The 23,063-nt window shown below is 73.3% G+C and carries 17 protein-coding genes and 1 riboswitch; of the genes, 3 read left to right on the top strand and 14 right to left on the bottom strand.

Annotation, left to right across the window (positions count from 1 at the left end; all coding sequences use genetic code 11):
- Window positions 1-162 precede the first annotated feature (162 nt).
- The 7 genes from ACIBCA_RS05290 to ACIBCA_RS05260 form a co-directional block, all read right to left on the bottom strand.
- On the bottom strand, window positions 163-1,530 hold the full coding sequence (locus tag ACIBCA_RS05290; RefSeq protein WP_396281470.1) for an NAD(P)/FAD-dependent oxidoreductase: 1,368 nt from the start codon (window positions 1,528-1,530) through the stop codon (window positions 163-165).
- Window positions 1,531-1,970: 440 nt separating this feature from the next.
- Window positions 1,971-2,912 carry an exopolyphosphatase gene (locus tag ACIBCA_RS05285; protein ID WP_396281469.1) on the bottom strand — a complete coding sequence of 314 codons (942 nt, stop codon included), beginning with the start codon at window positions 2,910-2,912 and terminating at the stop codon, window positions 1,971-1,973.
- Window positions 2,909-3,577, bottom strand: a complete 669-nt coding sequence (locus ACIBCA_RS05280) for a DUF501 domain-containing protein (RefSeq protein ID WP_396281803.1) — start codon at window positions 3,575-3,577, stop codon at window positions 2,909-2,911. The genes ACIBCA_RS05285 and ACIBCA_RS05280 overlap by 4 nt, the downstream gene beginning before the upstream one ends.
- Window positions 3,549-4,034, bottom strand: coding sequence for a septum formation initiator family protein (locus ACIBCA_RS05275; RefSeq protein WP_396281467.1), 486 nt, complete (start codon window positions 4,032-4,034; stop codon window positions 3,549-3,551). The genes ACIBCA_RS05280 and ACIBCA_RS05275 overlap by 29 nt, the downstream gene beginning before the upstream one ends.
- A 182-nt stretch (window positions 4,035-4,216) precedes the next feature.
- A complete protein-coding gene (gene eno, locus ACIBCA_RS05270) occupies window positions 4,217-5,503 on the bottom strand; it encodes a phosphopyruvate hydratase (RefSeq protein WP_396281466.1) in 1,287 nt (428 codons plus the stop codon).
- A 275-nt stretch (window positions 5,504-5,778) separates the two neighbouring features.
- A complete protein-coding gene (locus ACIBCA_RS05265) occupies window positions 5,779-6,534 on the bottom strand; it encodes a transglycosylase family protein (RefSeq protein ID WP_396281465.1) in 756 nt (251 codons plus the stop codon).
- Between the two features lie 5 nt (window positions 6,535-6,539).
- A riboswitch (cyclic di-AMP (ydaO/yuaA leader) is annotated at window positions 6,540-6,706 on the bottom strand.
- Window positions 6,707-6,953: 247 nt separating this feature from the next.
- Window positions 6,954-8,231 (bottom strand): cytochrome P450, encoded by a 1,278-nt coding sequence (locus ACIBCA_RS05260; protein ID WP_396281464.1) that lies wholly within the window; start codon window positions 8,229-8,231, stop codon window positions 6,954-6,956.
- Window positions 8,232-8,488: 257 nt separating this feature from the next.
- Between ACIBCA_RS05260 and ACIBCA_RS05255 the strand changes: the two genes are divergently transcribed.
- Window positions 8,489-8,899 carry an SDR family NAD(P)-dependent oxidoreductase gene (locus ACIBCA_RS05255; protein ID WP_396281463.1) on the top strand — a complete coding sequence of 137 codons (411 nt, stop codon included), beginning with the start codon at window positions 8,489-8,491 and terminating at the stop codon, window positions 8,897-8,899.
- A gap of 22 nt (window positions 8,900-8,921) precedes the next feature.
- Here ACIBCA_RS05255 and ACIBCA_RS05250 read toward each other — a convergent pair whose 3' ends face one another.
- The 4 genes from ACIBCA_RS05250 to ACIBCA_RS05235 all read right to left on the bottom strand — a co-directional run bounded on the left by ACIBCA_RS05250 (window position 8,922) and on the right by ACIBCA_RS05235 (window position 14,802).
- Window positions 8,922-9,941 (bottom strand): MazG family protein, encoded by a 1,020-nt coding sequence (locus ACIBCA_RS05250; protein ID WP_396281462.1) that lies wholly within the window; start codon window positions 9,939-9,941, stop codon window positions 8,922-8,924.
- 245 nt (window positions 9,942-10,186) lie between these two features.
- Window positions 10,187-11,821, bottom strand: a complete 1,635-nt coding sequence (locus ACIBCA_RS05245) for a protein kinase (RefSeq protein WP_396281461.1) — start codon at window positions 11,819-11,821, stop codon at window positions 10,187-10,189.
- Window positions 11,818-12,459 (bottom strand): hypothetical protein, encoded by a 642-nt coding sequence (locus ACIBCA_RS05240; RefSeq protein ID WP_396281460.1) that lies wholly within the window; start codon window positions 12,457-12,459, stop codon window positions 11,818-11,820. The genes ACIBCA_RS05245 and ACIBCA_RS05240 overlap by 4 nt, the downstream gene beginning before the upstream one ends.
- 153 nt (window positions 12,460-12,612) lie before the next feature.
- Complete coding sequence (locus ACIBCA_RS05235; protein ID WP_396281459.1) at window positions 12,613-14,802, bottom strand: N-6 DNA methylase; 2,190 nt, start codon at window positions 14,800-14,802, stop codon at window positions 12,613-12,615.
- 203 nt (window positions 14,803-15,005) lie between these two features.
- On the opposite strand from ACIBCA_RS05235, the gene ACIBCA_RS05230 reads away from it, so the two are divergent.
- The gene (locus ACIBCA_RS05230; RefSeq protein ID WP_396281458.1) at window positions 15,006-15,611 is read left to right on the top strand and encodes a DUF4352 domain-containing protein; all 606 of its coding nucleotides are present in this window, start codon (window positions 15,006-15,008) and stop codon (window positions 15,609-15,611) included.
- Window positions 15,612-15,718: 107 nt separating this feature from the next.
- Here the strand turns inward: ACIBCA_RS05230 and mfd are convergent, their stop codons facing one another.
- Both mfd and ACIBCA_RS05220 read right to left on the bottom strand, forming a co-directional pair.
- Entirely contained in the window at window positions 15,719-19,348 is a 3,630-nt protein-coding gene (mfd, locus tag ACIBCA_RS05225) for a transcription-repair coupling factor (protein ID WP_396281457.1), read from the bottom strand.
- A 608-nt stretch (window positions 19,349-19,956) separates the two neighbouring features.
- The gene (locus tag ACIBCA_RS05220) at window positions 19,957-20,289 is read right to left on the bottom strand and encodes a beta/gamma crystallin domain-containing protein (protein WP_396281456.1); all 333 of its coding nucleotides are present in this window, start codon (window positions 20,287-20,289) and stop codon (window positions 19,957-19,959) included.
- 480 nt (window positions 20,290-20,769) lie between these two features.
- On the opposite strand from ACIBCA_RS05220, the gene ACIBCA_RS05215 reads away from it, so the two are divergent.
- On the top strand, window positions 20,770-21,408 hold the full coding sequence (locus tag ACIBCA_RS05215) for a hypothetical protein (protein ID WP_396281455.1): 639 nt from the start codon (window positions 20,770-20,772) through the stop codon (window positions 21,406-21,408).
- Here the strand turns inward: ACIBCA_RS05215 and ACIBCA_RS05210 are convergent.
- Window positions 21,405-22,880: a hypothetical protein gene (locus tag ACIBCA_RS05210; RefSeq protein ID WP_396281454.1), complete on the bottom strand. Its 1,476-nt coding sequence runs from the start codon at window positions 22,878-22,880 to the stop codon at window positions 21,405-21,407. The genes ACIBCA_RS05215 and ACIBCA_RS05210 overlap by 4 nt on opposite strands.
- Window positions 22,881-23,063 lie beyond the last annotated feature (183 nt).

Genomic DNA, 23,063 nt, shown 5'->3' with positions numbered 1-23,063 from the left:
AGAAGAGCCCCTGCCGGAGGGTTTCGGCAGGGGCTCTCTACTGCTGTACTCCGCCCGGTCGCAAGGCCGGCTGAGCACCACGGAGGTCGTGGTCCGGCGACACTGCCGGGCGGAGGGCCTCCGACTCATACCCCGGCGCTCCCACACCGGGGTCTCAGTCGCTTACTTGGCGGCGAGTTCCTTCTCGGCGGCGGGCTTGGCGGCCTCGACCGGCTTGGTGGGCGGCGTGACCTCCTGGATGGGCAGCTGCGGCTGCTCCATCTGGGAGAGGCCGACCATCTCGCGCTTGAAGAACATCGCGAGCGTCCAGTCCATGAAGACGCGGACCTTGCGGTTGAAGGTCGGCACCATCGCGCCGTGGTACAGGCGGTGGAACCACCAGGCGGGGCGGCCCTTGAGCTTGACCTTGCCGAAGAGGATCGCGACGCCCTTGTGCAGGCCGAGGCCCGCGACGGCGCCGAGGTTCTTGTGCTTGTACTCCTTCTGCGGGAAGCCCCGCATGCCGGAGATCACGTTGTCGCCGAGGACGACGGCCTGGCGGCAGGCGTGCTGGGCGTTCGGCGGGCACCAGGCGCCCTCGCCGGCGGCGAGGTCGGGCACCTGGGCGTTGTCGCCGGCGGACCACACGTACTCGAAGCCCTGGACCTGGAGGGTCGGGGCGGTGTCCACGTGGCCGCGCGGGCCCAGCGGCAGGCCGAAGTTGGCGAGGACCGGGTTCGGCTTCACGCCGGCCGTCCACACGATGGTGGCGGCGTCCATCTCCATGCCGTTCTTCAGCATGACGTGGCCGTCGATGCAGGAGTCCATCGAGGTCTCGATGTAGACCTCGATCTTCCGCTCCTCGAGCTTCTCCTTGGTCCACAGGCCCAGCTCCGGGCCGACCTCGGGGAGGATGCGGTTGGCGGCCTCGACCATGACGAAGCGCATGTCGTCACGGGTGAAGGTCTTGTACAGCTTGGCCGCGTCGCGGGCCATGTCTTCGATCTCGGCCAGCGTCTCGACGCCGGCGAAGCCGCCGCCGATGCAGACGAAGGTCAGGGCCTTGCGCCGGATCTCCGGGTCCGTGGTGGACTCGGCCTTGTCCAGCTGCGCCATGACGTGGTTGCGGAGGCCGATGGCCTCCTCGACCGTCTTCATGCCGATGCCGTTCTCCGCCAGACCCGGGATCGGGAAGGTGCGGGAGACCGAGCCGGTCGCGACGACCAGGTACTCGAACGGCAGCTCGTAGCTGTCGCCGGCCGCGGGCTGGACGGTGGCGACCTTACGGGCGTGGTCGATGCCGGTGACGGACCCGGTCAGCACCTCCGCCTGCTTGAGGACGCCGCGCAGCGGGGCGACGAGGTTGCGAGGCGCGACGCTGCCGCCGGCCGCCTCGGGAAGGAAGGGCAGGTACGTCATGTACGACCGCGGGTCGACGACCGTGACGGTCGCTTCGCCGTAGCGCATCTTCTTGAGGATGCGCATCGCGGCATACAGGCCGACGTAACCACCGCCGACAATGAGGATGCGAGGACGCTCCGTGGTGCTCATATCGGAAAGTATCCAGCACCGTCCGGAGCAGCCTTCGTGAGCCCGGTCACAAGTTGCTGGACACCCTGTGATACACTGCGCGGCCGCAAAACCGGGCCCGGCGCGAGGGTCCACCACCCCGCGCAGGCGCGTGAGAACACGCGCCGGAGCACCACCCCGTTGAGCAGCAACGATCCGCACCGGGCCTGCGTTCCCGCGCGCGATTTCGATTTTCAAACCTCAGTCGAGCGCTGGCCTGCGAACCAGTGGGCTTCACCGTCATCGGACCTTCGGTCCCACAATTCGGACGTCTCGGGCGACGGAGTGCGACGAATGACTGGATCGCCATGTGAAGAAATTCACGAACTTTCCCGCACGGGCCCGCGCGCGCCCCGGCCCCGGCCCCCTCACGGGGGTACCGGGGCCGGTCTACAGGCGTCCTGCTGGGCGGTGCCGGCCGGTCAGCCGGCCATGCTCCAGGCGATGCCGTCCAGGATGTCGTGCTCGCTGACGACCACCTCGGCCGCGCCCGTCCGCTCCATGATCTCCAGCAGCTCCAGCGCCCCGGCGGCGATCACGTCCACCCGGCCCGGGTGCATCGACGGGATGGCCGCGCGCTCGGCGTGGGTGGCGGCCAGCAGCTCGCGGGCGATCTCCGCGACGCGCTCGCGGCCGATCCGGGAGTGGTGGATGCGCTCCGAGTCGTAGGCCGGCAGGTCCTGGGCGATCGCGGAGACCGTGGTGACCGTCCCCGCCAGGCCCACCAGGGTGGCGGCGCCGGTCAGCGGGACGACCTCCTCGGCCTTGTCCAGCTCGGCCCGCACGTGCGCCCTGGCGGCCGCGATCTGCTCCTCGGAGGGCAGTTCGGCGCCCTCGAAGTGCCGCTCGGTCAGCCGGACGCAGCCGATGTCCACCGAGCGCGCCGCCTGCACGTCCGCCCCGCCGAGGACGAACTCGGTGGAGCCGCCGCCGAGGTCGAAGACCAGGTAGGGGGCCGGGAACCGACCGCCGGTCAGCTCCTTGGTGGCGCCGACGAAGGACAGGTGCGCCTCCTCCTCGCCGCTCACCACCTCGGGCTCGACGCCCAGGATCTCCCGCACGCCCTTGACGTACTCGTCGCTGTTCTCGGCGTCCCGCGAGGCGCTGGTGGCGACGAAGCGGGTGCGCTCCGGGCCGACGCCGAAGCCCCGGATGATCTCCAGGTACTCGCGGCAGGCCGCGAAGGTGCGCTCCAGCGCGTCCGGGTGCAGCCGGCCGGTGCGGTCCACGCCCTGGCCCAGCCGGTTGATGATCATCCGGCGGTCCAGGTCGGTGATCCCGCCCGTCTCCGCGTCGAGGTCGGCGACCAGCAGGCGGATGGAGTTGGTGCCGCAGTCGATCGCGGCCACGCGGGTCGTGCTCACTCGGACTCCTGCTCCTGCGAGGCTTCCTCGGCGGCCTTCTTCGCGGCCCGCTCGGCGGTCTTCTGCTGCTTGGCCGCGATGACGGCCTCGTGGTCCTGCGCCTTGGCGCGGTTGCGCAGGACGCGCCCGCCGGCGGCCTCGACCTCGGCCGGGGAGACGCAGGGGCCCTTGGCCCACCAGTCCTCCAGCATGCCGATCGCCTCGTCGCCGAGCGGGTTGACGCCCTCTCCGGCCGCCAGCGAGTGGCCGACCAGCACGTGCAGGCACTTCACCCGGTCCGGCATGCCGCCGGCGCTCGGGAAGCCCTCCAGCACCTCGATCGCGTCGCGCCGGGCGATGTAGTCCTCGTGCGCCTTCTGGTAGGCGGCGGCCAGCTCCGGGTCCTCGGCGAGGCGCGCGGTCTGGTCCTTCATCACGCCCTCGGCCTCCAGGGTGCCGATCAGCGAGGCGGCCTTGGGGCAGGTCAGGTAGTACAGCGTGGGGAACGGCGTGCCGTCCGGCAGGCGCGGGGCCGTCTCGACGACGTCCGGGTTGCCGCAGGGGCAGCGGTGCGCCACACCGCGCAGGCCGCGCGGCACCCGGCCGAGCTGGGCGGCGATGGCCGCGACGTCGGCGTCGGAGACGGCGGGGTGGTTCTCAGTGGTCATGGGGGGAGGTGTCTCCAGCGGATGGCGGTGGGGTCGGACGGGGGGCGGCAGGAGCGGCGGGGGCGGCAGCGGCGGTGTCGGCCGCGTCCACCGAGTCCCAGATGCCGGCGTACCAGGGCTTGGCCGCCTTCACCGGGCCGGCCGCCGTGCCCCCCGAGGGCGAGGCGGGCGCGGAGGCCCGGGCGGCGTCACGGCCGGCCGGGTCCACGGCGATGTACGGGGTCTCCCCCGGCACCGCGTAGTGCAGTCGGGCGCGGGCCTGCGCCTTCACGTACTCCGGGTCCTGCCAGCGGGCCTTGTCCCGGCGCAGCTGCTCGACCTGCTGGCGGGCGTGGTCGGCCTTCGCCCGCTGGGCGGAGATCTCGGCCCGCTGGGAGATGAACTGCCGTGTCGGGTACGCGAGGATCGCCACCAGTGAGCAGAGCACCAGGACGAGGACGGTCGCCCGGCTCGTGAACCGAGGACGGGCCGCCAAGCCCGGAATCCTCCAGCCTGCCATCTGCGGTGTCCCCTCCTGGTCGCGACGGTGCCCCGCCGACCACCCTACGGGGTGAACGGCGGGGCACCGGTCAGGCGTGCGGCTCAGCGCTCCGAGCGGCTGTGCTCACTGGTCCGCGGAGCGGCTGTGCGCACTACTCCGCAGAGCGGCTGTGCTCACTACTCCGCAGAGCGGAACCGCGGGAACGCGCCGCGGCCGGCGTACTCGGCGGCGTCGTCGAGGATCTCCTCGATGCGCAGCAGCTGGTTGTACTTGGCCACGCGCTCGGAGCGGGCCGGGGCGCCGGTCTTGATCTGGCCGCAGTTGGTGGCGACGGCGAGGTCGGCGATGGTGACGTCCTCGGTCTCGCCGGAGCGGTGCGACATCATGCAGCGGTAGCCGTTGCGCTGGGCCAGCTCGACGGCGTCCAGGGTCTCGGTCAGCGAGCCGATCTGGTTGACCTTGACCAGCAGGGCGTTGGCGGTGCCGGTCTCGATGCCGCGGGCCAGGCGCTGCGGGTTGGTGACGAACAGGTCGTCGCCGACCAGCTGGACCTTGTCGCCCAGCTTGACGGTCATGGCCTTCCAGCCGTCCCAATCCGACTCGTCCAGCGGGTCCTCGATGGAGACCAGCGGGTAGGCGTCGACCAGCTCGGCGTAGTACTCGATGAGCTCGGCCGAGGTGAGGGCCTTGCCCTCGAACTGGTAGGCGCCGTCCTCGAAGAACTCGGAGGCGGCGACGTCCAGGGCCAGGGCCACGTCGCGGCCGGGCTCGTAGCCGGCCTTCTGGATGGCCTCGACGATGAGGTCCAGGGCCTCGCGGTTGCTGTCCAGGTCGGGGGCGAAGCCGCCCTCGTCGCCGAGGCCCGTGGACAGGCCGCGCTCCTTCAGGACGCCCTTGAGGGTGTGGTAGACCTCGACGCCCCAGCGGACGGCCTCGGAGAAGGACTCCGCGCCGATCGGGGCGATCATGAACTCCTGGATGTCGACGTTGGAGTCCGCGTGCGAGCCGCCGTTGAGGATGTTCATCATCGGGACGGGCAGGACGTGCGCGTTCGGACCGCCCAGGTAGCGGAACAGCGGCAGGTCGCTGGCCTCGGAGGCGGCGTGGGCGACGGCCAGGGAGACGCCGAGGATGGCGTTGGCGCCGAGCGAGGACTTGTCCGGGGTGGCGTCCAGGTCGAGCATGGCCTGGTCGATCAGGCGCTGCTCGGTGGCGTCGTAGCCGACCAGCTCCGGGCCGATCTGCTCGATGACGGCCAGGACGGCCTTCTCCACGCCCTTGCCGAAGTAGCGGTTCTTGTCACCGTCGCGCAGCTCGAGCGCCTCGAAGGCGCCGGTGGAGGCACCGGACGGAACGGCGGCACGGCCGGTGCTGCCGTCGTCGAGGCCGACCTCGACCTCGACCGTGGGGTTGCCGCGGCTGTCGAGGATCTCACGGGCTACGACGACATCGATGGACGGCACGAGGCATCTCCTTGCGGAAGCAGGTCCCGCCGACAGGGGTGGTGATCAGCGGCGGGGCGATTGCGGAGTCGTTACGACCAGAGCCTAACCGCCCGGACCTCCGGGGCCACGTCGGCCTCGGTCCCGTCTCAGCGTGTGGCCCGGCTACCCACCGGTAGTTCACCTTCCCGCCCCGGAACGTCCGCACGGGCCGGGGCGAATGCGGACGAAGGGGACCGGCCCCGCGGCCGGCCCCCTCGTCAGGCCCTCGTCGGGCCCTCGTCGGGCCTTACGGCTCAGCCGAGGTGCAGCACCTGGCCCGGGAGGATGAGGTCCGGGTCGCCGCCGACGGTGGAGCGGTTGTGGTCGTACAGCGAGTGCCAGCCGCCGGAGACGCCCTGGGCCGAGGCGATGGTCGACAGGGTGTCGCCGGAGCGCACGGTGTAGTCCCCGGCCTTCGGCGCGGCACTCTGCGGCGCGGCGCTCTGCGGGGCGGCGTGCTTCGGCGCGTACGGCTGCGCCGGCTGCTCGGGCGTCTCGGCCTTGGGCGCGGCGTGCTTGGGCGCGTACTGCTGCACCGGCTTCTGCGCGGGCTTCTCGGCCTTCGGGGCCTGCTTCTTGGGCGCCGCCTGGGCCTTGGTGTCCGAGGAGGTGTCGACGGAGGCCGCCGGGCCGCCCTTGGACAGGCCGGCCTTCTGGGAGCAGACGGGCCAGGCGCCCGGGCCCTGGGAGGCCAGCACCTTCTCGGCGATGGCGATCTGCTGGCCCTTGCTGGCCTGGTTGGCCTGCGCGGCGAAGGCGGTGCCGCCGTACGCCTTCCAGGTGCTGGGGGTGAACTGCAGGCCCCCGTAGAAGCCGTTGCCGGTGTTGATGCTCCAGTTGCCGCCGCTCTCGCACTGGGCGACGGCGTCCCAGGTGGAGGCGGGGGCCGCGGAGGCGCCGGTGGCGGTGAGGAGCGGCAGTGCGAGTCCGACGCCGGCCACGCCGGCGACGGCGATGACCTTCTCGGTCTGGGTGCGACGACGGTGACGGCCAGATCCAACGAGCAGCATGAAGAGGTCCCTCTCCGCACGCCTGCGAGGTGAGCTGTCGGGTTCGGACCGGGAGGTGGCCCGGCCGCCGTGACGCGGAATCGGCTCCGCGCGGGCGGCTTCACCCCAAGCCGTGGGGACGGCAACAAACCTGGGTCCCCCGCCCCTGCCCAGGGTCTGGTCGGTTTCCCGTGGCGCGACGGGCAGGACTCGGCGTTCCGCGCACGGGGTCCGCAGCTGCGAACTCCACGGAGACTAGACAGATCATCAGCTCGATCACAAGCTCATCTCGCCGACATCACACAGAAATTACGGCGCGTGGTCGCTCGCCTACGCACGGCGCCGGTTTGTCCGGTTTGATGCGTGTTCACACCCCAATTGGCAGGCTATCGGCGACGGCGCGTCAGCGTGTCGGGGTGTCACGTGGACGTCATGTGGATTCACCGGTCGGCCGGAAGTGCGTGCGGAGAGTGCATTTCCGGACTGAACTCGACCGGAAGTTCCCGCAGTCCACGCATGATCAGACCGCCGCGCCAGCGCAGGTTCTCCGGCTCCTCCGCCAGCCGCAGATCGGGCAGCCGCGCGAGCAGCGTGGCCAGCGCGGCGCGGCCCTCCAGCCGGGCCAGCGGGGCGCCGATGCAGTAGTGGATTCCGTGCCCGAAACCCAGGTGGGGGTTGTCCGTCCGGGCCAGGTCGAGGGTGTTCTCGTCCGAGAACCGGGCCGGGTCGCGGTCCGCCGCCGCCAGCACCACCAGCACCGGATCGCCCACCGGGATGTCCGCCCCGCCGATCGACAGCGGCTTCGTCGCGAACCGCCAGGTCGCCAGCTCCACCGGCCCGTCGTAGCGCAGGAGTTCCTCGATGCCCGTCTCCAGCAGCCCGCTCTCGCCGCGGGCCACCGACTCCTGGAGCAGCCGGCGCTGCTCCGGGTTGCGCAGCAGCGCGTAGGTGCCGTTGCCGATCAGGTTGACGGTCGTCTCGAAGCCCGCGAACAGGAGGATGAAGGCCATCGCGGCGGCCTCGTTCTCCGTCAGGTGCTCACCGTGGTCACTGGCGCGGATCAGGCCGGAGATGAGGTCGTCCCCGAGGTCGGCGCGCTTGCGGTGGATCAGCTCCAGCAGGTAGGCCCGCATCCGCTTCACGGCCCGTCCCACGCCGCCGCGTCGGCCGCCTCCGTGCCGGATCATCATGCCCGCCCAGTCGCGGAAGTCGTCCTGGTCCTCGGACGGGACGCCCAGCAGGTCGCAGATCGCGTAGATGGGGAGGGGGAAGGCGAACTCGTGGATGAGGTCGGCCGATCCGCGCTGCGCGAAGCCGTCGATCAGCCGGTCGGTGAGCTGCTGCACCCTCGGCTCGAACTCGGCCACCCGGCGCGGGGTGAACGCCTTCGACACCAGGCGGCGCAGCCGGGTGTGGTCCGGCGGGTCGATGTTCAGCAGGTGCGTCATCAGGTCCGCCTGCCGCTCCCCCGGGATGCCCACCCGGCCGGTGCGGTGCGCCTGTTCGCTGTGGTGCGCCGGGTTCTTCGACAGCCGTCCGTCCGCGAGCGCCTGGCGGGCGTCCGCGTACCTGGTCACCAGCCACGCCTCGACGCCGCTCGGCAGGGTGGTGCGGTGCACCGGGGAGTGCTCGCGCAGCCAGGCGTAGGCCGGGTACGGGTCGGCGGCGAACTCCCAGGTGAAGAGCTGCGGGGCGGTGGCGTCGGGCTGAGCTGGCATGGGTCGACGGTATCCGGTGGACGCGGCGCGCCCGGCCCGTCGACGGCGTGCGAACGGTCCGCGAACGACTCCTTGCCCGCGTGTCGACGCTTCGTGCCCGGTCCGTGAACGGTTCTTGGACAGCTCTTGGCCCGGCGCCCGGCGTGAGCCTGGTCACCTGCGGGGTAATTCCTGTTGCGGAGGGTCAGGACGAGCCTACGATCCTCCGCAGTACGCGTGGGCGCCGGTGCGGTGTCGCCCACAGGGAGGAGCAGGCCATGCGGGTCGCCGGGGCAGTCGTCGTCATCGCGGTACTGGACGGCGGGTCGGGGGCCGACCTCGCCCGCCGGTTCACCGCCGCCGGCGCCGCCGGGATGCTCATCGCCGACCAGCACGTCGGCGTCGCGGAGGACCTCGCCTCCGAACTCGACCGCCCGGGCTGCCCCGTCGTCGGCGTCCACGGGGACGTGCGCCGCCCCAGCGACGTGGCCGCCGTCGTCGACACCGCCGAGAAGCACCTCGGCCCGATCGACCTCTTCTGCGTCGCCGGGCCGGACGGCGAGCGGATCGTCTCCCTCGCCGACCTGCCCGACCACCTCGACCTGGAGCGGCTGGCCGAACTGGTCGCCCTCGTCGGCGACGCCATCGCCGAGGTCGTCCTCCCGCTGCCCCGCCAGGCCGCGGCCTGAACCTCTACGGCTCCGGCCCCTCTTACGGCTTGAGCCCCTCGGCCGCGCGCACCGCGTCCCGGTAGCCCCGCGCGGCCGAGCGCAGCGCCGCGTCCACGTCCACCCCGGCGTCGTGCGCCCGCTGCGCCACCGCCAGCAGCAGCCGGCCCGCCGACTCGGCGGTCAGCTCCGCCGGCAGCTCGTACGGCTCGTCCGCCACCCCGCCGAAGCCCGCCCGCCGCACCCGGGAGACCAGCTTCGCCGCGTACGCCAGCGCCGGCAGCCCCGCCGGGACGCCGTCCAGGACGGACTCGCGGTCCGACTTCTCGGCCGCCTTCAGCTGCTCCCAGTTCGCCTCCACCTCGGCGGCGCCCTCGGCCTTCGCGTCCCCGAACACGTGCGGGTGCCGGTACATCAGCTTGTCGACGATGTCCCCGGCCACGTCGTCGATCGAGAACGGCTCCCCCTCGTCCTCCTCGGCGATGCGGGAGTGGAAGAACACCTGGAGCAGGACGTCGCCAAGCTCCTCGCGCAGGGTGTCGCGGTCCCCCTCCTCGATGGCCTCGACCAGCTCGTACGCCTCCTCGACCAGGTACTTCACGAGGCTCTCGTGCGTCTGCTCGGCGTCCCAGGGGCAGCCGCCGGGCGAGCGCAGCCGGTCCATCACCGACACCAGGTCCAGCAGCCGGGCCCCCGGCAGGTCGTACGAGCCGGGCAGCACCTCGATCTCGGGCACCTCCCCGGCGTGCTCGACGGCGAGGCGGGCCAGCGCGTCCGTCAGCCCCGGGTCCCCGTCCGGGCTCCCCAGCCACACCACCGGGCCCCCGCCCGCCGGCTGCCCGGTCAGCAGCCGCGCCAGCGCCGGCGCGGACCGCTCCGCCACGATCTCCGCCTCCACCCCGGCCCCGCGCAGCGCGGGCAGCTGCGGGTGCCCGGCATCGGCCGCCAGCACCCTCCCGGCCGAGCGCAGCGCCTCCCACGCGGGCCAGGACAGCAGGCCGGGGGCCACCCGGTGGGTCGTCGTGAGCAGGATCAGCTTGGCGTCCGCACCATTCGTCGTCACCCTCCGAACCTACCGGTCGCCGGTTCGCCGTGGGTTCAGCCGGAGACCGAAGGCCAGGCCCTCTCTTTCGGATGTTGTCGGGTGAGCGGGCGGCGTTGGGGTGCGTGCATCGGCGGCGCCGAGGAGGGAGTCCATGCGGTGGGGGCACCTCCCGGCCGAAGGCTGGGGGACATCGGCGACTGACGAAAAGCCGTCGAGGTGCGTGCCCCGGCGGCGACCGCCCGGCAAGATCCGAAAGAGAGGGCCTAGTGGGTCGGCTGGTGGGGGTGGAGGGTGTCGAGGGACTGGCGGAGGCGACGGACGGACGGGTGGTGGGGGCCGTCGCGGCGTTCGCGTTCGAGCAGGAGCTGGAGCAGCCACTGCCACGCCTGTTGGGGGTCGCCGGCGGCCGCGAGGTGGAGGCCGATGCGCTCGCGCAGGTCGAAGGCGCGCTCGGGGTCGGGGTCCTCCGCGTGGGCGTCGAGCAGGGCCCGGTACTCGGCGAGGGCCTCGGGGCCGCGGCCGAGGCGGTCGAGGCAGACGGCGGCGCGGTAGCGGTGGTCGAGGCCCTGGGGTCCGTGGGGTCCGCCCTCGGCGGTGACGGCCAGGCGCTGGTACTCGGGGAGCGCCTGCTCGGGGTGCCCCTGGTGGAGGAGGGTGCGGGCGTAGATGGTGCGGATGGTGCGGACGAGCGGGGCGTGTCCGCCCTGCTCGGCCTCGGCGTGGGGCAGCAGGCGGGCCGCGAGGTCGAGGACCTCCTCGTGGCGCCCGGCGTCGACCAGGTCGGAGAGGCGCGCGCACTGGACCGCCAGGTCGAAGCCGGCGGCCGGGACGGCGGGTGGCGCCGGGGGGACTGCGGGGGCGGGCGGCATCAGGAAGGGGCGCGGTTCCGGCGGGGCGGCCACCACGGCGGCGGGCGGCGGCTGGTGCGGGTACCGGAACGGCCGTACGGGGTCGGGCAGGGGCGTGTAGCGGGGCTGCGGGGCCGCGGCGGCCGGGGGCAGCAGCGGGAGCAGCCGCCCGTACACGGCCTGGGCGTCGGCCGGGCGGTCGGCGGGCTGCTTGGCGAGCAGGTCGAGGACGAGCCGTTCGAGCACCGGCGGCACGTCCGGGCGCAGGTCGCGCAGCGGGACGGGCGGTTCGTCGACGTGCCGGCGCAGGATGCCGAGGGCGGTGGGCGCCCTGAACGGCTCCTCGCCCGCGAGCATCTCGTGCAGCAGGCAGCCCAGCGCGTACAGGTCGCTGCGCGGATCGGTGGTGGAGGCGAGGGCCTGCTCGGGGGCCATGTACGCGGGGCTGCCGATCGGCACCCCGGTGAGGGTCAGGCGGGTGGTCTCGGTGTCCAGGGCGGTGGCGATGCCGAGGTCGAGCAGGACGGTGCGGCCGTCCTCCCGGACCATCACGTTGCTCGGCTTGAGGTCGCGGTGGACGACCGGGACGGCGTGGACGGCGGCCAGCGCCGCGCACAACTGGGCGGCGACGGCCACCGCCCGCTCGATCGGGAACGGCGCGTCCTCGGCGATGAGGTCGGCGAGGCTGACGCCGGGGACGCGCTGCATGACCAGGTACAGCTCGCCCCCGTCCTCCCCGGCGTCGAAGACGGTGACCAGCCCGGGGTGGTCGAGCGCGGCCGTGACCCGGCACTCGCGCAGGAAGCGGCGGCGCAACTCGTCGCCGTGGCGGCGGCGTTCGGTGGACGTGCCGGTGCCGATGCCGCTGCCGCTGATGCGGGGGTCGGTGCCCGTGCCGGTGCCGGGCAGCAGGTGCTCGGGGCGCAGCAGTTTGACCGCGACCGCGCGGTGCAGGCGTTCGTCCCGGCCGGCCCAGACCTGGCCCATCCCACCGTGGCCGATCTTCTCGGTGAGCCGGTAGCGGCCGGCGATCAGCCGGGGAGCCGTCACGGCCGGCCCTCGCGGGACTGGCGGCGCAGCAGTTCGCCGAGTTCTTTGAGATCGTCGGTGGCCCCGGTGACGGGGGCGACGGGAGTGGCGGGGGTCGTGGGGGCCTGCGACGGGGCCGGGGCGTAGGGGGCCGCCGGGGTGCCGTACCCGGGCGTGGTCCGGGCGTACGGCGAGGCGTAGGGCGAGGTGTAGGGCTGGGCCTGCGGCGCCGCGTACGACGGGGCCGGCGGGGAGGGCTGCGGTGCGGGGCGGCCCGCCTCCCAGACCTCGCGGCGGTCCATCAGCAGGAAGTGGGGCGTCGGGGCGAACCACAGCAGGAACAGGGTGATCTGGCCGGTGACGTCGGCCGTGGGGTTCTGCAGGCGGCCCGCGATCCCGGCGGAGACGATCAGTGCGAACAGCAACCCGCAGAACACGACGGCACCGGCGATGTCGTAGGCCCGTCGGCGCCGGACGGCCAGGACCAGCGACGGGACGGCGCCGAGCAGGCCGAAGGTCAGGACGGGGGCGAGGGCGAACAGCACCCGCGCGGTCGTGCCGAGGCGGCCCGGTATCGCGGCCGGCGCCGGGGGCGGCCCCGGAACGTACGGCGTGCCGCCGGGCGGTGGTCCGAACGGCCCGGGGTACTGCCCTGACATGTGCGCTCCTGAGCTGGTGGGAACCGATGCCGGCCGGGGACGGCCCGGTCCGGCCCACGGTACCGTCCGGCCGGGCCACCGCGGAGGGCTTCCGTCCGGCCGGTACCTCGCCGGTGGCGCGGTGCTGCTGAGCGGCCGTCAGCCGACGCCGGATCAGTGCTCCGGCGGGGTCAGGGCGCCGGTCGCCAGGGCGTCCGTCGCGGCCTGGGTGAGGACGCGGGCGAGGGCGGCGGCCCGGGTGAGGGCGGAGTCGAAGGCGGCCAGGCGGGCGAAGGCCGCGCCGAGGTGCTGCTGGGCGGGGAGCGGGAGGCGGGGCAGTTCGACCCGGCGGATGTCCAGGCGGGCGGTGGTGGTGGCGTGGCTGGCGGCGCGCCGGGTGCCGGCGGTGGAGCGGAACTGGCCGGCCAGGAACTCCGGGTCGAGGACGGCCGGGTCGGGCCGCAGCAGGTGGAGCTGGCGGCCCAGGGCGGCGCCGACCAGCGGGCCTTCGGCGGGGACGACGCGCGCGGGGCCGCTTCCGAGGGCGGGGACGAGGACGTCGCCGGGTCGGGTGCGGACCTCAGCGGCGGGGCCGGTCGCGCCGGTGCCTTCGGCGGCTTCGGCCAGCACGGCCGTGGGCGGGGTGTCGGCGGCGAGGTCCTGGTCGGTGACCACGCGGGTGCCGCCAAGGGCGGTGCCGGCCGGGCGGACGGCGGCGCCGGTACCGGAGGAGAACACCTCCAGCGCGCCGCTGCGGACCAGTTCCCCGACGGTCACCACGCCCGCGGCGGCGACGGCCCCGGGACCGTCCTGCGGGAGCAGCGTGGCCGGGTCGGCCAGCCCTGCCAGCAGTTCGGCCAACCGGCCGCCCAGGTGCGAGAGTTCGGCCGCGCCGCCGAGCGGGGCGGCGGAGGGGACGTGCCGCGCCGGGGAGAGGTCGGTCTCGTCGTCCAGCAGGTCGATGGCGGCCATGGCGCGGTGGACGCCGGGCCGGTCGGCCGGGACGGGCAGGCCCTCGCGGGCGGCGAGGTCGAAGCCGCTCCAGGCGTCCAGGACGGTGCGGTGCAGCCCGGGCCAGTCGACCTTGTCCCGGCCGCCCTCCGCCGTCGAGGGGGCCACTGAAGAGGGGGCGCCCGTCGCGGCGGCGCCCGGGGAGCCGGCCGCACCCGCCGCCGCGTCGACCAGCAGGACCTGGCGGAAGTCGTCGCCCGGCCGGGGCGCGCGGAGCACCCAGAGGTGCAGCGGGACACCGTACGGCGGGGCGGCGCCCGCGGGCAGGGCGACGACGGCCCGCAGGGCGCCGGAGCGGAGCAGTTCGGCGCGGATGCGGCGGCCGGCCCGGCGGGTGGCGACGGTCGGCGGGAGGAGGAGGGCGGCGAGGCCGCCGGGGCGGGTGTGGGCGAGGCAGTGCAGGACCCAGGCGAGTTCGGACTCGCCGCGCGGTGGGACGAGGCCGCCGGGCCAGCGGGCGTCGAACTGCAACTCGTCGTGGCCCCAGTCCCGTTCGTTGTACGGGGGCTGGCAGAGCACCGCCTCGAAGGTGTCGCCGGGGTAGGCGTCCGCGCGCAGGGCGTCGCCGGGGCGCAGGTCGAGCGGGAGCGGGCCGGGTTCCTCGGCGGGGGTGTGCAGGGCGAGCCGCAGGCCGGCGAGGGCGGCGGCGACCGGGTCGGTGTCCTGGCCGTAGCGGCCGGTGGTCGGGGGGTGGGCGAGCAGGACGGCGCCCAGCCCGGCCGCCGGGTCGAGCACCGTGGCGGGGACTCCGGCGACGGCCGCGAGCAGCCGGGCCGCCTCCGGCGGGGTGGGGCTGAGCTGGCGGGCGTTGGCCTCGGCGTGACGGGTGAGCAGTTGCTCGTACGCGTCGGCGGGGCCGCCGGAGCGGGCGCCGAGGTCGGCGAGCCCGCGGGCGAGGTCGAGCTGGGTGCTGCCGAGCAGGTGGGACAGCCGGAGGGTACGCGGGGCGTCCGGGCCGAGGGTGTGAACAGCGGTGTCGGCGACGGCCCTGGGCAGGGCGGTGGCGAGCCGGGTGTCGGGCTGGTCGGCGAGCTCGGCCCAGCGCGCGGGCGTGCGGTGCAGCAGGAGCAGCAGCGCGCCGGCCTCGACCAGCGGGGCGGCGGGGTGGCCGGCCGGGTCGCGGAGGGTGTCGACCAGTTGCCAGACCCGTTCCAGCAGGGGCAGTTCGCCGATCTTGCCCTGGGCGCGCAGCCAGGTCTCGACCTCGTCGAGGGCGAAGGTCGGGCTGGTGTCGGTGCCGCCCGCGGGGAGCGGGAAGTCGGGGTGGCGGCGGCGCCAGTTGCTGACCGCGGCCCGGCCGACCCCGGCCAGCCGGGCGATCTCGGTGGCGGTCACTTCGGGGCGGTCCGGCACGGGGACTCCTTAGGGGCGTGTGGCCACACAGCATAGCGACGCCCTCTCCGATCCTGTTCACGCTGTGAACAGAGAGCTTTTGTGAATCAGCATTGACAGTATTCACAGCCGAGTGGTGTGATCTCTCCGTCGCCACCGAACGGGGGCGGCGCCGGGAAGGCGGAGGCCGCCCGGCACGCCTCACCGATCACCGGGAGAACCTCATGTCCGCGACCACCCGCCGCACCGCCGCCCTGCTGCTGGGCGCCGCCCTGGTCACGCTCTCCGCGACGGCCTGCAACTCCACCGGCGGCTCCTCCGTCTCCACCGAGCCCAAGCAGAGCGCCGCCGCGAGCGCCCCCAGCAACACCGCCGGCAAGCCGGCCGAGAGCAAGCCGGCCGACGCCCCCAAGGTGGCGAAGCTCGGCGACACCATCTCGCTCAAGGGCAACGACCCGGCCGACACCGCCGACGTGACGCTGGTGAAGGTCGTCGACAGCGCCGAGCCCGACAACGAGTTCACCCACCCGGGGGACGGAAAGCGCTTCGTCGCGATCCAGTTCCGGATCAAGGCGAGCGGCAAGAAGGCGTACAGCGACGCCCCGGGCAACGGCGCCAAGGTGCTGGACGCCCAGGGCCAGGCGTACGGCTCGACGATCGCGGACACCAAGGCCGGCCCGAGCTTCCAGGTGCCCGCCAACATCGCCCCCGGCGAGAGCGCCCTCGGCTTCGTCACCTTCGAGGTGCCCAAGGACGCCAAGCTCGACAAGGCCCAGTTCGGCCTCGACAGCGGCTTCGCCCCGCAGACCGGCCAGTGGAAGATCGGCTGACGGCCCTGTTCACAGCCGCCGCCCGCACCCGTGCAAAAGGCGGCCCCGGGCAGAGCCCGGGACCGCCGTGAGCACCGGCGAGCGGCGCGGAGGTCACTTCACGGAACCTACTTCTTCGACCCCGCCAGGTCGTCGAACATGGCCGACAGGAACTCGCTGCACCAGCTCAGCAGTTCGCGCCCGACGAGCGGCTTGCCGCCGATGCGGCCGGTGCTGGGGCGCGGGACCAGCAGTTGCTGGGAGGCGGCCTTGACCTGGCTGCGCGGGTAGAGGCGGTTGAGGCGCAGTTCCTGGGACTCGCGCAGGTCCACCGGGCCGAAGCGGACGAAGTTGCCCTGGAGAGTGATGTCCGCGATGCCGCAGCGGCGGGCGTACAGGCGCAGCGCGGCGACCATCAGGAGGTTCTCGACCGGCTCGGGCAGCTTGCCGTAGCGGTCGACGAGCTCGTCGCGGACCTGCTGGATGTCCTCCTCGGAGTTGACGGCCGCGATGGAGCGGTACGCCTGGAGGCGCAGCCGCTCGCCGGGGGCGTAGTCGTGCGGCACGTGGGCGTCCACGGGCAGCTCGATCTTCACCTCCAGCGGCTCCTCCTCCGGCTCGCCGCCACCGGCCAGCGACTCGCGGAACTCGGCGACGGCCTCGCCGACCATCCGCATGTAGAGGTCGAAGCCGACTCCCGCGATGTGCCCGGACTGCTCGCCGCCGAGGAGGTTGCCGGCGCCGCGGATCTCCAGGTCCTTCATGGCGACGTACATGCCGGCGCCCATCTCGGTGTGCTGGGCGATGGTGGCGAGGCGCTCGTGGGCGGTCTCGGTGAGGGGCTTCTCCGGCGGGTAGAGCATGTAGGCGTAGCCGCGCTCGCGGCCACGGCCGACGCGGCCGCGCAGCTGGTGGAGCTGGGAGAGGCCGAAGGTGTCGCCGCGCTCGACGATGAGGGTGTTGGCGTTGGAGATGTCGATGCCGGACTCGACGATGGTGGTCGACACCAGGACGTCGAACTCCTTCTCCCAGAAGTCGACTACGACCTTCTCCAGCTGGGTCTCCCCCATCTGCCCGTGCGCGGTGGCGATCCGGGCCTCGGGCACCAGGTCCTTGAGCCGGGCCGCCGCCTTGTCGATCGACTCGACCCGGTTGTGGATGTAGAACACCTGGCCCTCGCGCAGGAGTTCGCGCCGGATCGCGGCCGAGATCTGCTTCTCGTCGTACGGTCCGACGAAGGTCAGCACCGGGTGCCGCTCCTCCGGCGGGGTGGTGATGGTGGACATCTCGCGGATGCCGGTGACGGCCATCTCCAGGGTGCGCGGGATCGGCGTCGCGGACATGGTGAGGACGTCCACGTTGGCGCGCAGCTTCTTCAGCTGCTCCTTGTGCTCGACGCCGAAGCGCTGCTCCTCGTCGACGATGACCAGGCCGAGGTCCTTGAACCTGGTCTCGGAGGAGAACAGCCGGTGCGTGCCGATGACGACGTCCACCGACCCCTCGAACAGGCCCTCCAGGACGGCCTTGGCCTCGCTGTCGGTCTGGAAGCGGGAGAGCGCCTTCACGGTGACCGGGAAGTTGGCGTAGCGCTCGGCGAAGGTGGAGAAGTGCTGCTGCACCAGCAGCGTGGTGGGCACCAGCACCGCCACCTGCTTGCCGTCCTGCACGGCCTTGAAGGCGGCGCGCACGGCGATCTCGGTCTTGCCGTAGCCGACGTCGCCGCAGATCAGCCGGTCCATCGGGACGGACTTCTCCATGTCGGACTTGACCTCGGCGATGGTGGTCAGCTGGTCCGGGGTCTCCGCGTACGGGAAGGCGTCCTCGAGTTCGCGCTGCCACGGGGTGTCCGGCCCGAAGGTGTGGCCGGGGGCGGCCATGCGGGCCGAGTAGAGCTTGATCAGGTCGGCGGCGATCTCCTTGACGGCCTTCTTGGCGCGCTGCTTGGTCTTCGCCCAGTCCGCGCCGCCGAGGCGGTGCAGGGTGGGGGCCTCGCCGCCGACGTACTTGGTGACCTGGTCGAGCTGGTCGGTGGGCACGAAGAGCCGGTCGCCGGGGTGGCCGCGCTTGGCGGGGGCGTACTCCAGCACCAGGTACTCGCGGGTGGCGCCCTGGACGGTGCGCTGCACCATCTCGACGTACCGGCCGACGCCGTGGGCCTCGTGCACCACGTAGTCCCCGGCCGCGAGCGCCAGCGGGTCGATGGCGTTGCGACGCCGGGAGGGCATCCGGCGCATGTCCTTGGTGGAGGACTTCTGGCCGGAGAGGTCGGTCTCGGTGATGACGGTGAGCTTCAACCCCTCGTCCACGAAGCCGTGTTCGATGGAGCCGCAGGAGACGTAGACGACGTCCCGGGTGGGCGCCTCGGCGAGGTCGGCGACCAGGCGGGCGGGGATGCCCTCGTTGCCGAGCACCTCGGCGAGGCGGGAGGCGGGGCCGTGGCCCTCGGTGACCATGACGACCCGCCAGTCGGCGGCCAGCCGCTCCTTGGCGTCGGCGATGGCGCGGGCGGTGTCGCCGCGGTACGCCTCGACGGCGTGCATGCCCAGCGTCAGCGTGTTGGCGTCGAACTCCAGGATCCCGTTCACCGTCGACTCGCTGGTCGCGAACGGGCTGACGGACCACCAGGGCAGTCCGATCTCGGCGGCGTGCTCGCGCACGTCGGCGAGGGAGCGCAGCGAGGCGGCGGAGACGTCGATCGCCTCCAGGTCGATCGGCCGGTCCCCGCCGGCCGCGGCGGCGACCCAGGAGGCGTGCAGGAACTCCTGGCTGGTCGCCACCAGGTCGGCGGCCCGGGTGCGGACCCGCTCGGGGTCGCAGACCACGGCGACGGAGCCGAGGGGCAGCACGTCGACCAGCAGTTCCATGTCGTCGACCAGGACGGGCGCCAGCGACTCCATGCCCTCGACCGCGATGCCCTCGGCGATCTTGTCCAGGATCTCGGCCAGCCCCGGGTGCTCGGCGGCGAGTTCGGCGGCGCGGGCGCGCACCTCGTCGGTGAGCAGCAGTTCGCGGCAGGGCGGGGCCCAGAGGCCGTGCTCGGCGATCTCCAGCGAGCGCTGGTCGGCGACCTTGAAGTAGCGGATCTCCTCGACCTCGTCGCCCCAGAACTCCACCCGCAGCGGGTGTTCCTCCGTCGGCGGGAAGACGTCCAGGATGCCGCCGCGGACGGCGAACTCGCCGCGCTTCTCGACCAGTTCGACCCTGGCGTAGGCGGCGGCCGCGAGTCTGCGGGCGACCTCCTCCAGGTCGTGCGACTCGCTCCGCCGGAGGGCCACGGGCTCCAGCTCGGCCAGCCCCTTGACCTGCGGCTGGAGCACCGAGCGGACGGGGGCGACGACCACCTGTACCGGCCCGGCCGCCGGGTCGTCGGCCCGCGGGTGCACGATCCGGCGCAGCACGGCGAGGCGGCGGCCCACGGTGTCGGAGCGGGGCGAGAGCCGCTCGTGCGGCAGGGTCTCCCAGGCGGGGAACTCGGCGACGGCGTCCGGCGGCAGCAGCGAGCGCAGCGAGGCGGCGAGGTCCTCGGCCTCCCGGCCGGTGGCGGTGACGGCGAGCACCGGCCGGCCCCGGTCACCGGCGGCCTGTCCGGCGAGGGCGCGGGCCAGCGCGGCGATGGCGAAGGGCCGGGCGGCGGGCGGTCCGACCAGGTCCAGGTGGCGGCGGCCGCCGCCCGCGGCCCCGGTGGCGGTGGCCGCTTCGATCGCCTCGGCGAGCGCCGCGTCCCGGGCGACGACGTCGAGCAGTCCGGTCAGACTCATCTGGGGTCTCTTCTTCGTCCCGTGGCTGGTGCTGCCTCCGGGCGGCGAAGGCCCGCCGGGGCAACGCGAACGGCCCGGCACGCCGAGCGGCCGGGGGGTTCCAGCCTACGCCGCGCCACGGACGCCCACGCGGTGTACGGCCGTGGCGGGGCCGGGGGTCGAGCGAGGCGCGAGATGCTCCGCTCCCGTACACACCCCCCGACGCGTCCCGGACGCGCCCGCGCTGTCAGGGACACGACCGGGGACGAACGACTGGACGGAACACCGAGCCGCCGGTGGACGAACCAGCCCGGAGGCGACCTAAAGGCCGGCTCGACCAGGTGCCACGAACTGGACATACTCCTGTCACTGCCCGTCCATGGAGTTCCTGCACCATGGTGAATGTGCCCGCCGCACCCAACCGTGGGGGATGGCTGCGGAGGGCACCTGTCGCACCACCGATGGGGGTCGGGGGTGCGAGGCCGGGCGACCCTGGGTGGGGGCGCCCGCCCAAGCGCCGGGAACCGTGGCGCCCTTTCCTGGAGGGCGCCACGGGTCTCGGCCTCTTCGCTTTCACGCGGTCCTCGCTCCGGGCCGCCGCACCGGCCCGGCTGGTCGGGACCACGGGCTTACCAGCGCGACAGGTTGATGTCGTACATCATCACCTGGTGCCCCTGGTTGGCGTTGAAGTCGTAACGCTCCCAGGTGAAGACCGTCCAGGAGCCCAGGCCGCCGCCCAGGTAGGTGACGACCTTGTTGTTGCCCGCGTCGATCCGGTCGACGTTGTAGACGCGCACGGACATCCAGCCGTCGTTCGCGAAGCACAGCTGTCCGCCGTAGCCGTAGTTGTACACCTTCGCGAAATCATCCCGGTTTCCGCAGTCGACGCGGTTCACGGCATTCGCGCCGGCGGCCGGCAGCAGGGTCGAGGCGGCGGCCGTCAGGGCCGCGAGCACGGCCATCCTGCGACCCGTTCCATTTCCCTTCCGAAGGCGAGTTCGGGGATTGGCGCGGCGAATCATTGAAACCCCTCCATCGGTAGCGTGCGAGACTCCCGAGATTCGCATGACGCACCGTGGGCGGACAGCTGTTTTCCGGCCAAGACCATTGCCCGGGAACGCATCACGGGCGAATGCGCTAGGGTCCCAACACACTTGCCGCACAAGAGGATAGGGGCAGACGCTTTGCCACGTCCCACTCAATTCGGGCGATTCTCCACCGCCGCCCTGACGGCCGTTCTGGCCACCCTCTCCGCGAGTTGCTCGGGGGAACCCGCAAAGGCGCCGGGGGATTTCTCCATGTCACCTCCGAGTTTCTCCTCCCCGAAGGCCCCGGCCTTCGGACGCAGCGGATTGACCGGACTCCCCCTTTCCGCTTATCGCGCGGACGACAGGACATCGGTCAAAGAGATTCAGGCGCGCAATTCCCTGACCGTCTCGTGCATGCACAGGGCCGGGTACGCGGCCTTCACCGGGGACGCTCTGCAGCCGCCGCACCCGCCGGACGACGCGACCGCGATGCCCGCCGGGGCCTGGGGCTACCTCGGCGGCCCGACCGCGCTCGAACTGGGCTTCCACCCGCCCAGGCGGCCGGACCCGCGCCGCCCCGACGCCGAGGCCGGGTACGGCGGCGAAGCCTACGACGCGGCCCGGGTGGACTGCGACCGGCAGGTCGCGGAGAGGATCGGCTCCCCGCCCGCCTCCGGCGCCGACCTGGTGAGCCGGCTGTTCGACGAGTCGACGAAGGCCGCCGCCCGGGACTCCCGGGTGGTCGAGGCGCGCCGGACGTGGGCCTCCTGCATGGAGAAGGCCGGGTTCCCGGCCTCGGCCCCGGAGGACCTGCCGAAGACGTACGGGACCGGGCCCGAGATCACCCAGGCCGAACTGGCCGCCGCCCGGGCCGACGCCGACTGCACCGACTCCAGCGGGCTCGCCGGGATCTGGTTCGCCGCCGTGGAGGGCTACCAGCGGCAGCTGATCGACCACAACAGCCAGGCCCTGACCGCCGTGAAGGAGGCGGTCAGGGCCCAGGGCGAGAAGCTCACCGAGCTGATCGCCGGTGAGGGGAAGAGCCAGAGCTAACGCTTGCGGTAGGAGACCGTGTTCGGGGTCGCGTAGTCGCTGCCGTCGTCGACGATGATGATCTTCGGGACGATCTTGGTCTCGTCCTCCGCCGACTGCGTCGACTGCGCCGTCGGCGGAGCGACGGGCTGCGCGGGCGGGGCGGCGGGCGGGGCGCCGGGCGGGGTCGCGGGCTTGGGCGGCAGCACGGACGGCGCGACCGGGCCGGTCACCACCCCGGGCTCGCCCTCGGCGGCGGGCTTCCGGTCCGCCGGAGCGCTGTCGGCGGGCTTGTCAGCGACGGGCTTGTCGGCGACGGGCTTCGCGATGACCGGCTTGTCGGCGACGGGCTTCTCGGCGACCGGCTTCTCGGCTGCGGGCTTCGCTCCCGTACCGCCGAGCACCGGTGCCCGGAGCACCGCCGTCGCCTCCCCCACCGGCACCTTGCGCAGGCTCGGCCGGGGGATCTCGCCGGTGTCCGCCTCCGAGTCCACGGCCGCGTCCACCGCACCGTCCGCCGCACCAGCGTCCGCAGGCGCCGCGTCGGCGGGACCAGCGGCAGCGGCCACGGAACCAGCGGCAGCGGCGACCTCCGCGAGCAGCTCGGGCTCGATCTGCCCGACCGCCGCGCCCGTCAGCGAGGCCAGGGTGGCCTTGATGTGGTCGAGGTGCTTCTGCACCGTCTCCAGCCGGGTGTCGAACTCGCGCTGCTCCCGCTCGATCCGCGCGTTGATCCCCTCCGCCTCCCGGCGGGCCTGCTCGACCAGCTGGTCGGCCTTGGCCTGGGCGTCGGCCTCCTGCTGCTTGATCTGCGAGAGCACGGTCTCCCGCTGCTGCTCGGCCTCCTTGACCCGGCGCTCGGCGGTGGCGGACACCTGGGCGTCCTCGCCGTCGGCCTTGGCCTGGGCCGCGGCGAAGGTCTCGTCGGCCTTGCGGCGGCGCGCGGCCAGCTCGGCCTCGGCGCTCTCGCTGGCCTCGGCGGCGGCCACCCGCACCTTGGCGGCGTAGGCGGTGGCGGCGTCCCGGGCGGTGCGGGCGTCCCGGTCGGCAGCGGAGCGCAGGCCCTCGGCCTCGGAGCGGGTGCGCTCCTCGGTGCGGCGGGCGGCCGCGTCGGCCTCCTTGCGCGTGGTCTCGGCGTACTCCTTGGCGGCCTTGTCGAGGGCCTGCCCGGCGTCGTACGTCTCGTCGCGCAGGTCCTCGGAGAAGCGCTCGGCCTTCTCCCGGACGGCCCGGGCCTCGTTGTGCGCCATCGCGGCGAGGCCGGCGGCCTGCTCGCTGAGCACCTCGTAGTCGGGCTCGGGCGCGTCCTCGGCGGCCCGGCGGATGTCGGCCAGCCGGCCCTCCATCTGCCGGATGCCGGCGCCGAGGACGCTCAGCCGTTCCCACGCCTCGTCGCGCTGCGCGGTCAGCGCCGTCAGGGCGCGCTCGACCTGATCGGGCGCGTAACCGCGCCGGGCCTGTGTGAAGCCGTACTGGGGGACGGCGTCGCTCATGGGCTCTTCCCCTCGTTTCGCGGGCTGCGGAGCCCATGATCGTGCGGAGCGGACGGATCCGGAACCGGTTCCGTCGCCGGGGCCGGATCCGGTCGTCGCGCGGACCGGAATGCGTACAAGGATGGACGAGTAGACCCATCCTCTTGACCTATTTTGCGCAGATCCGGACGAAACCCCAACGAG

Origin of the sequence: Kitasatospora sp. NPDC051170, assembly GCF_044455705.1 — a bacterium.
Classification (GTDB): Bacteria; Actinomycetota; Actinomycetes; order Streptomycetales; family Streptomycetaceae; genus Kitasatospora.
Note: the sequence above shows the minus strand (reverse complement) of the source record. Positions and strands in the feature narration are given on the sequence as shown.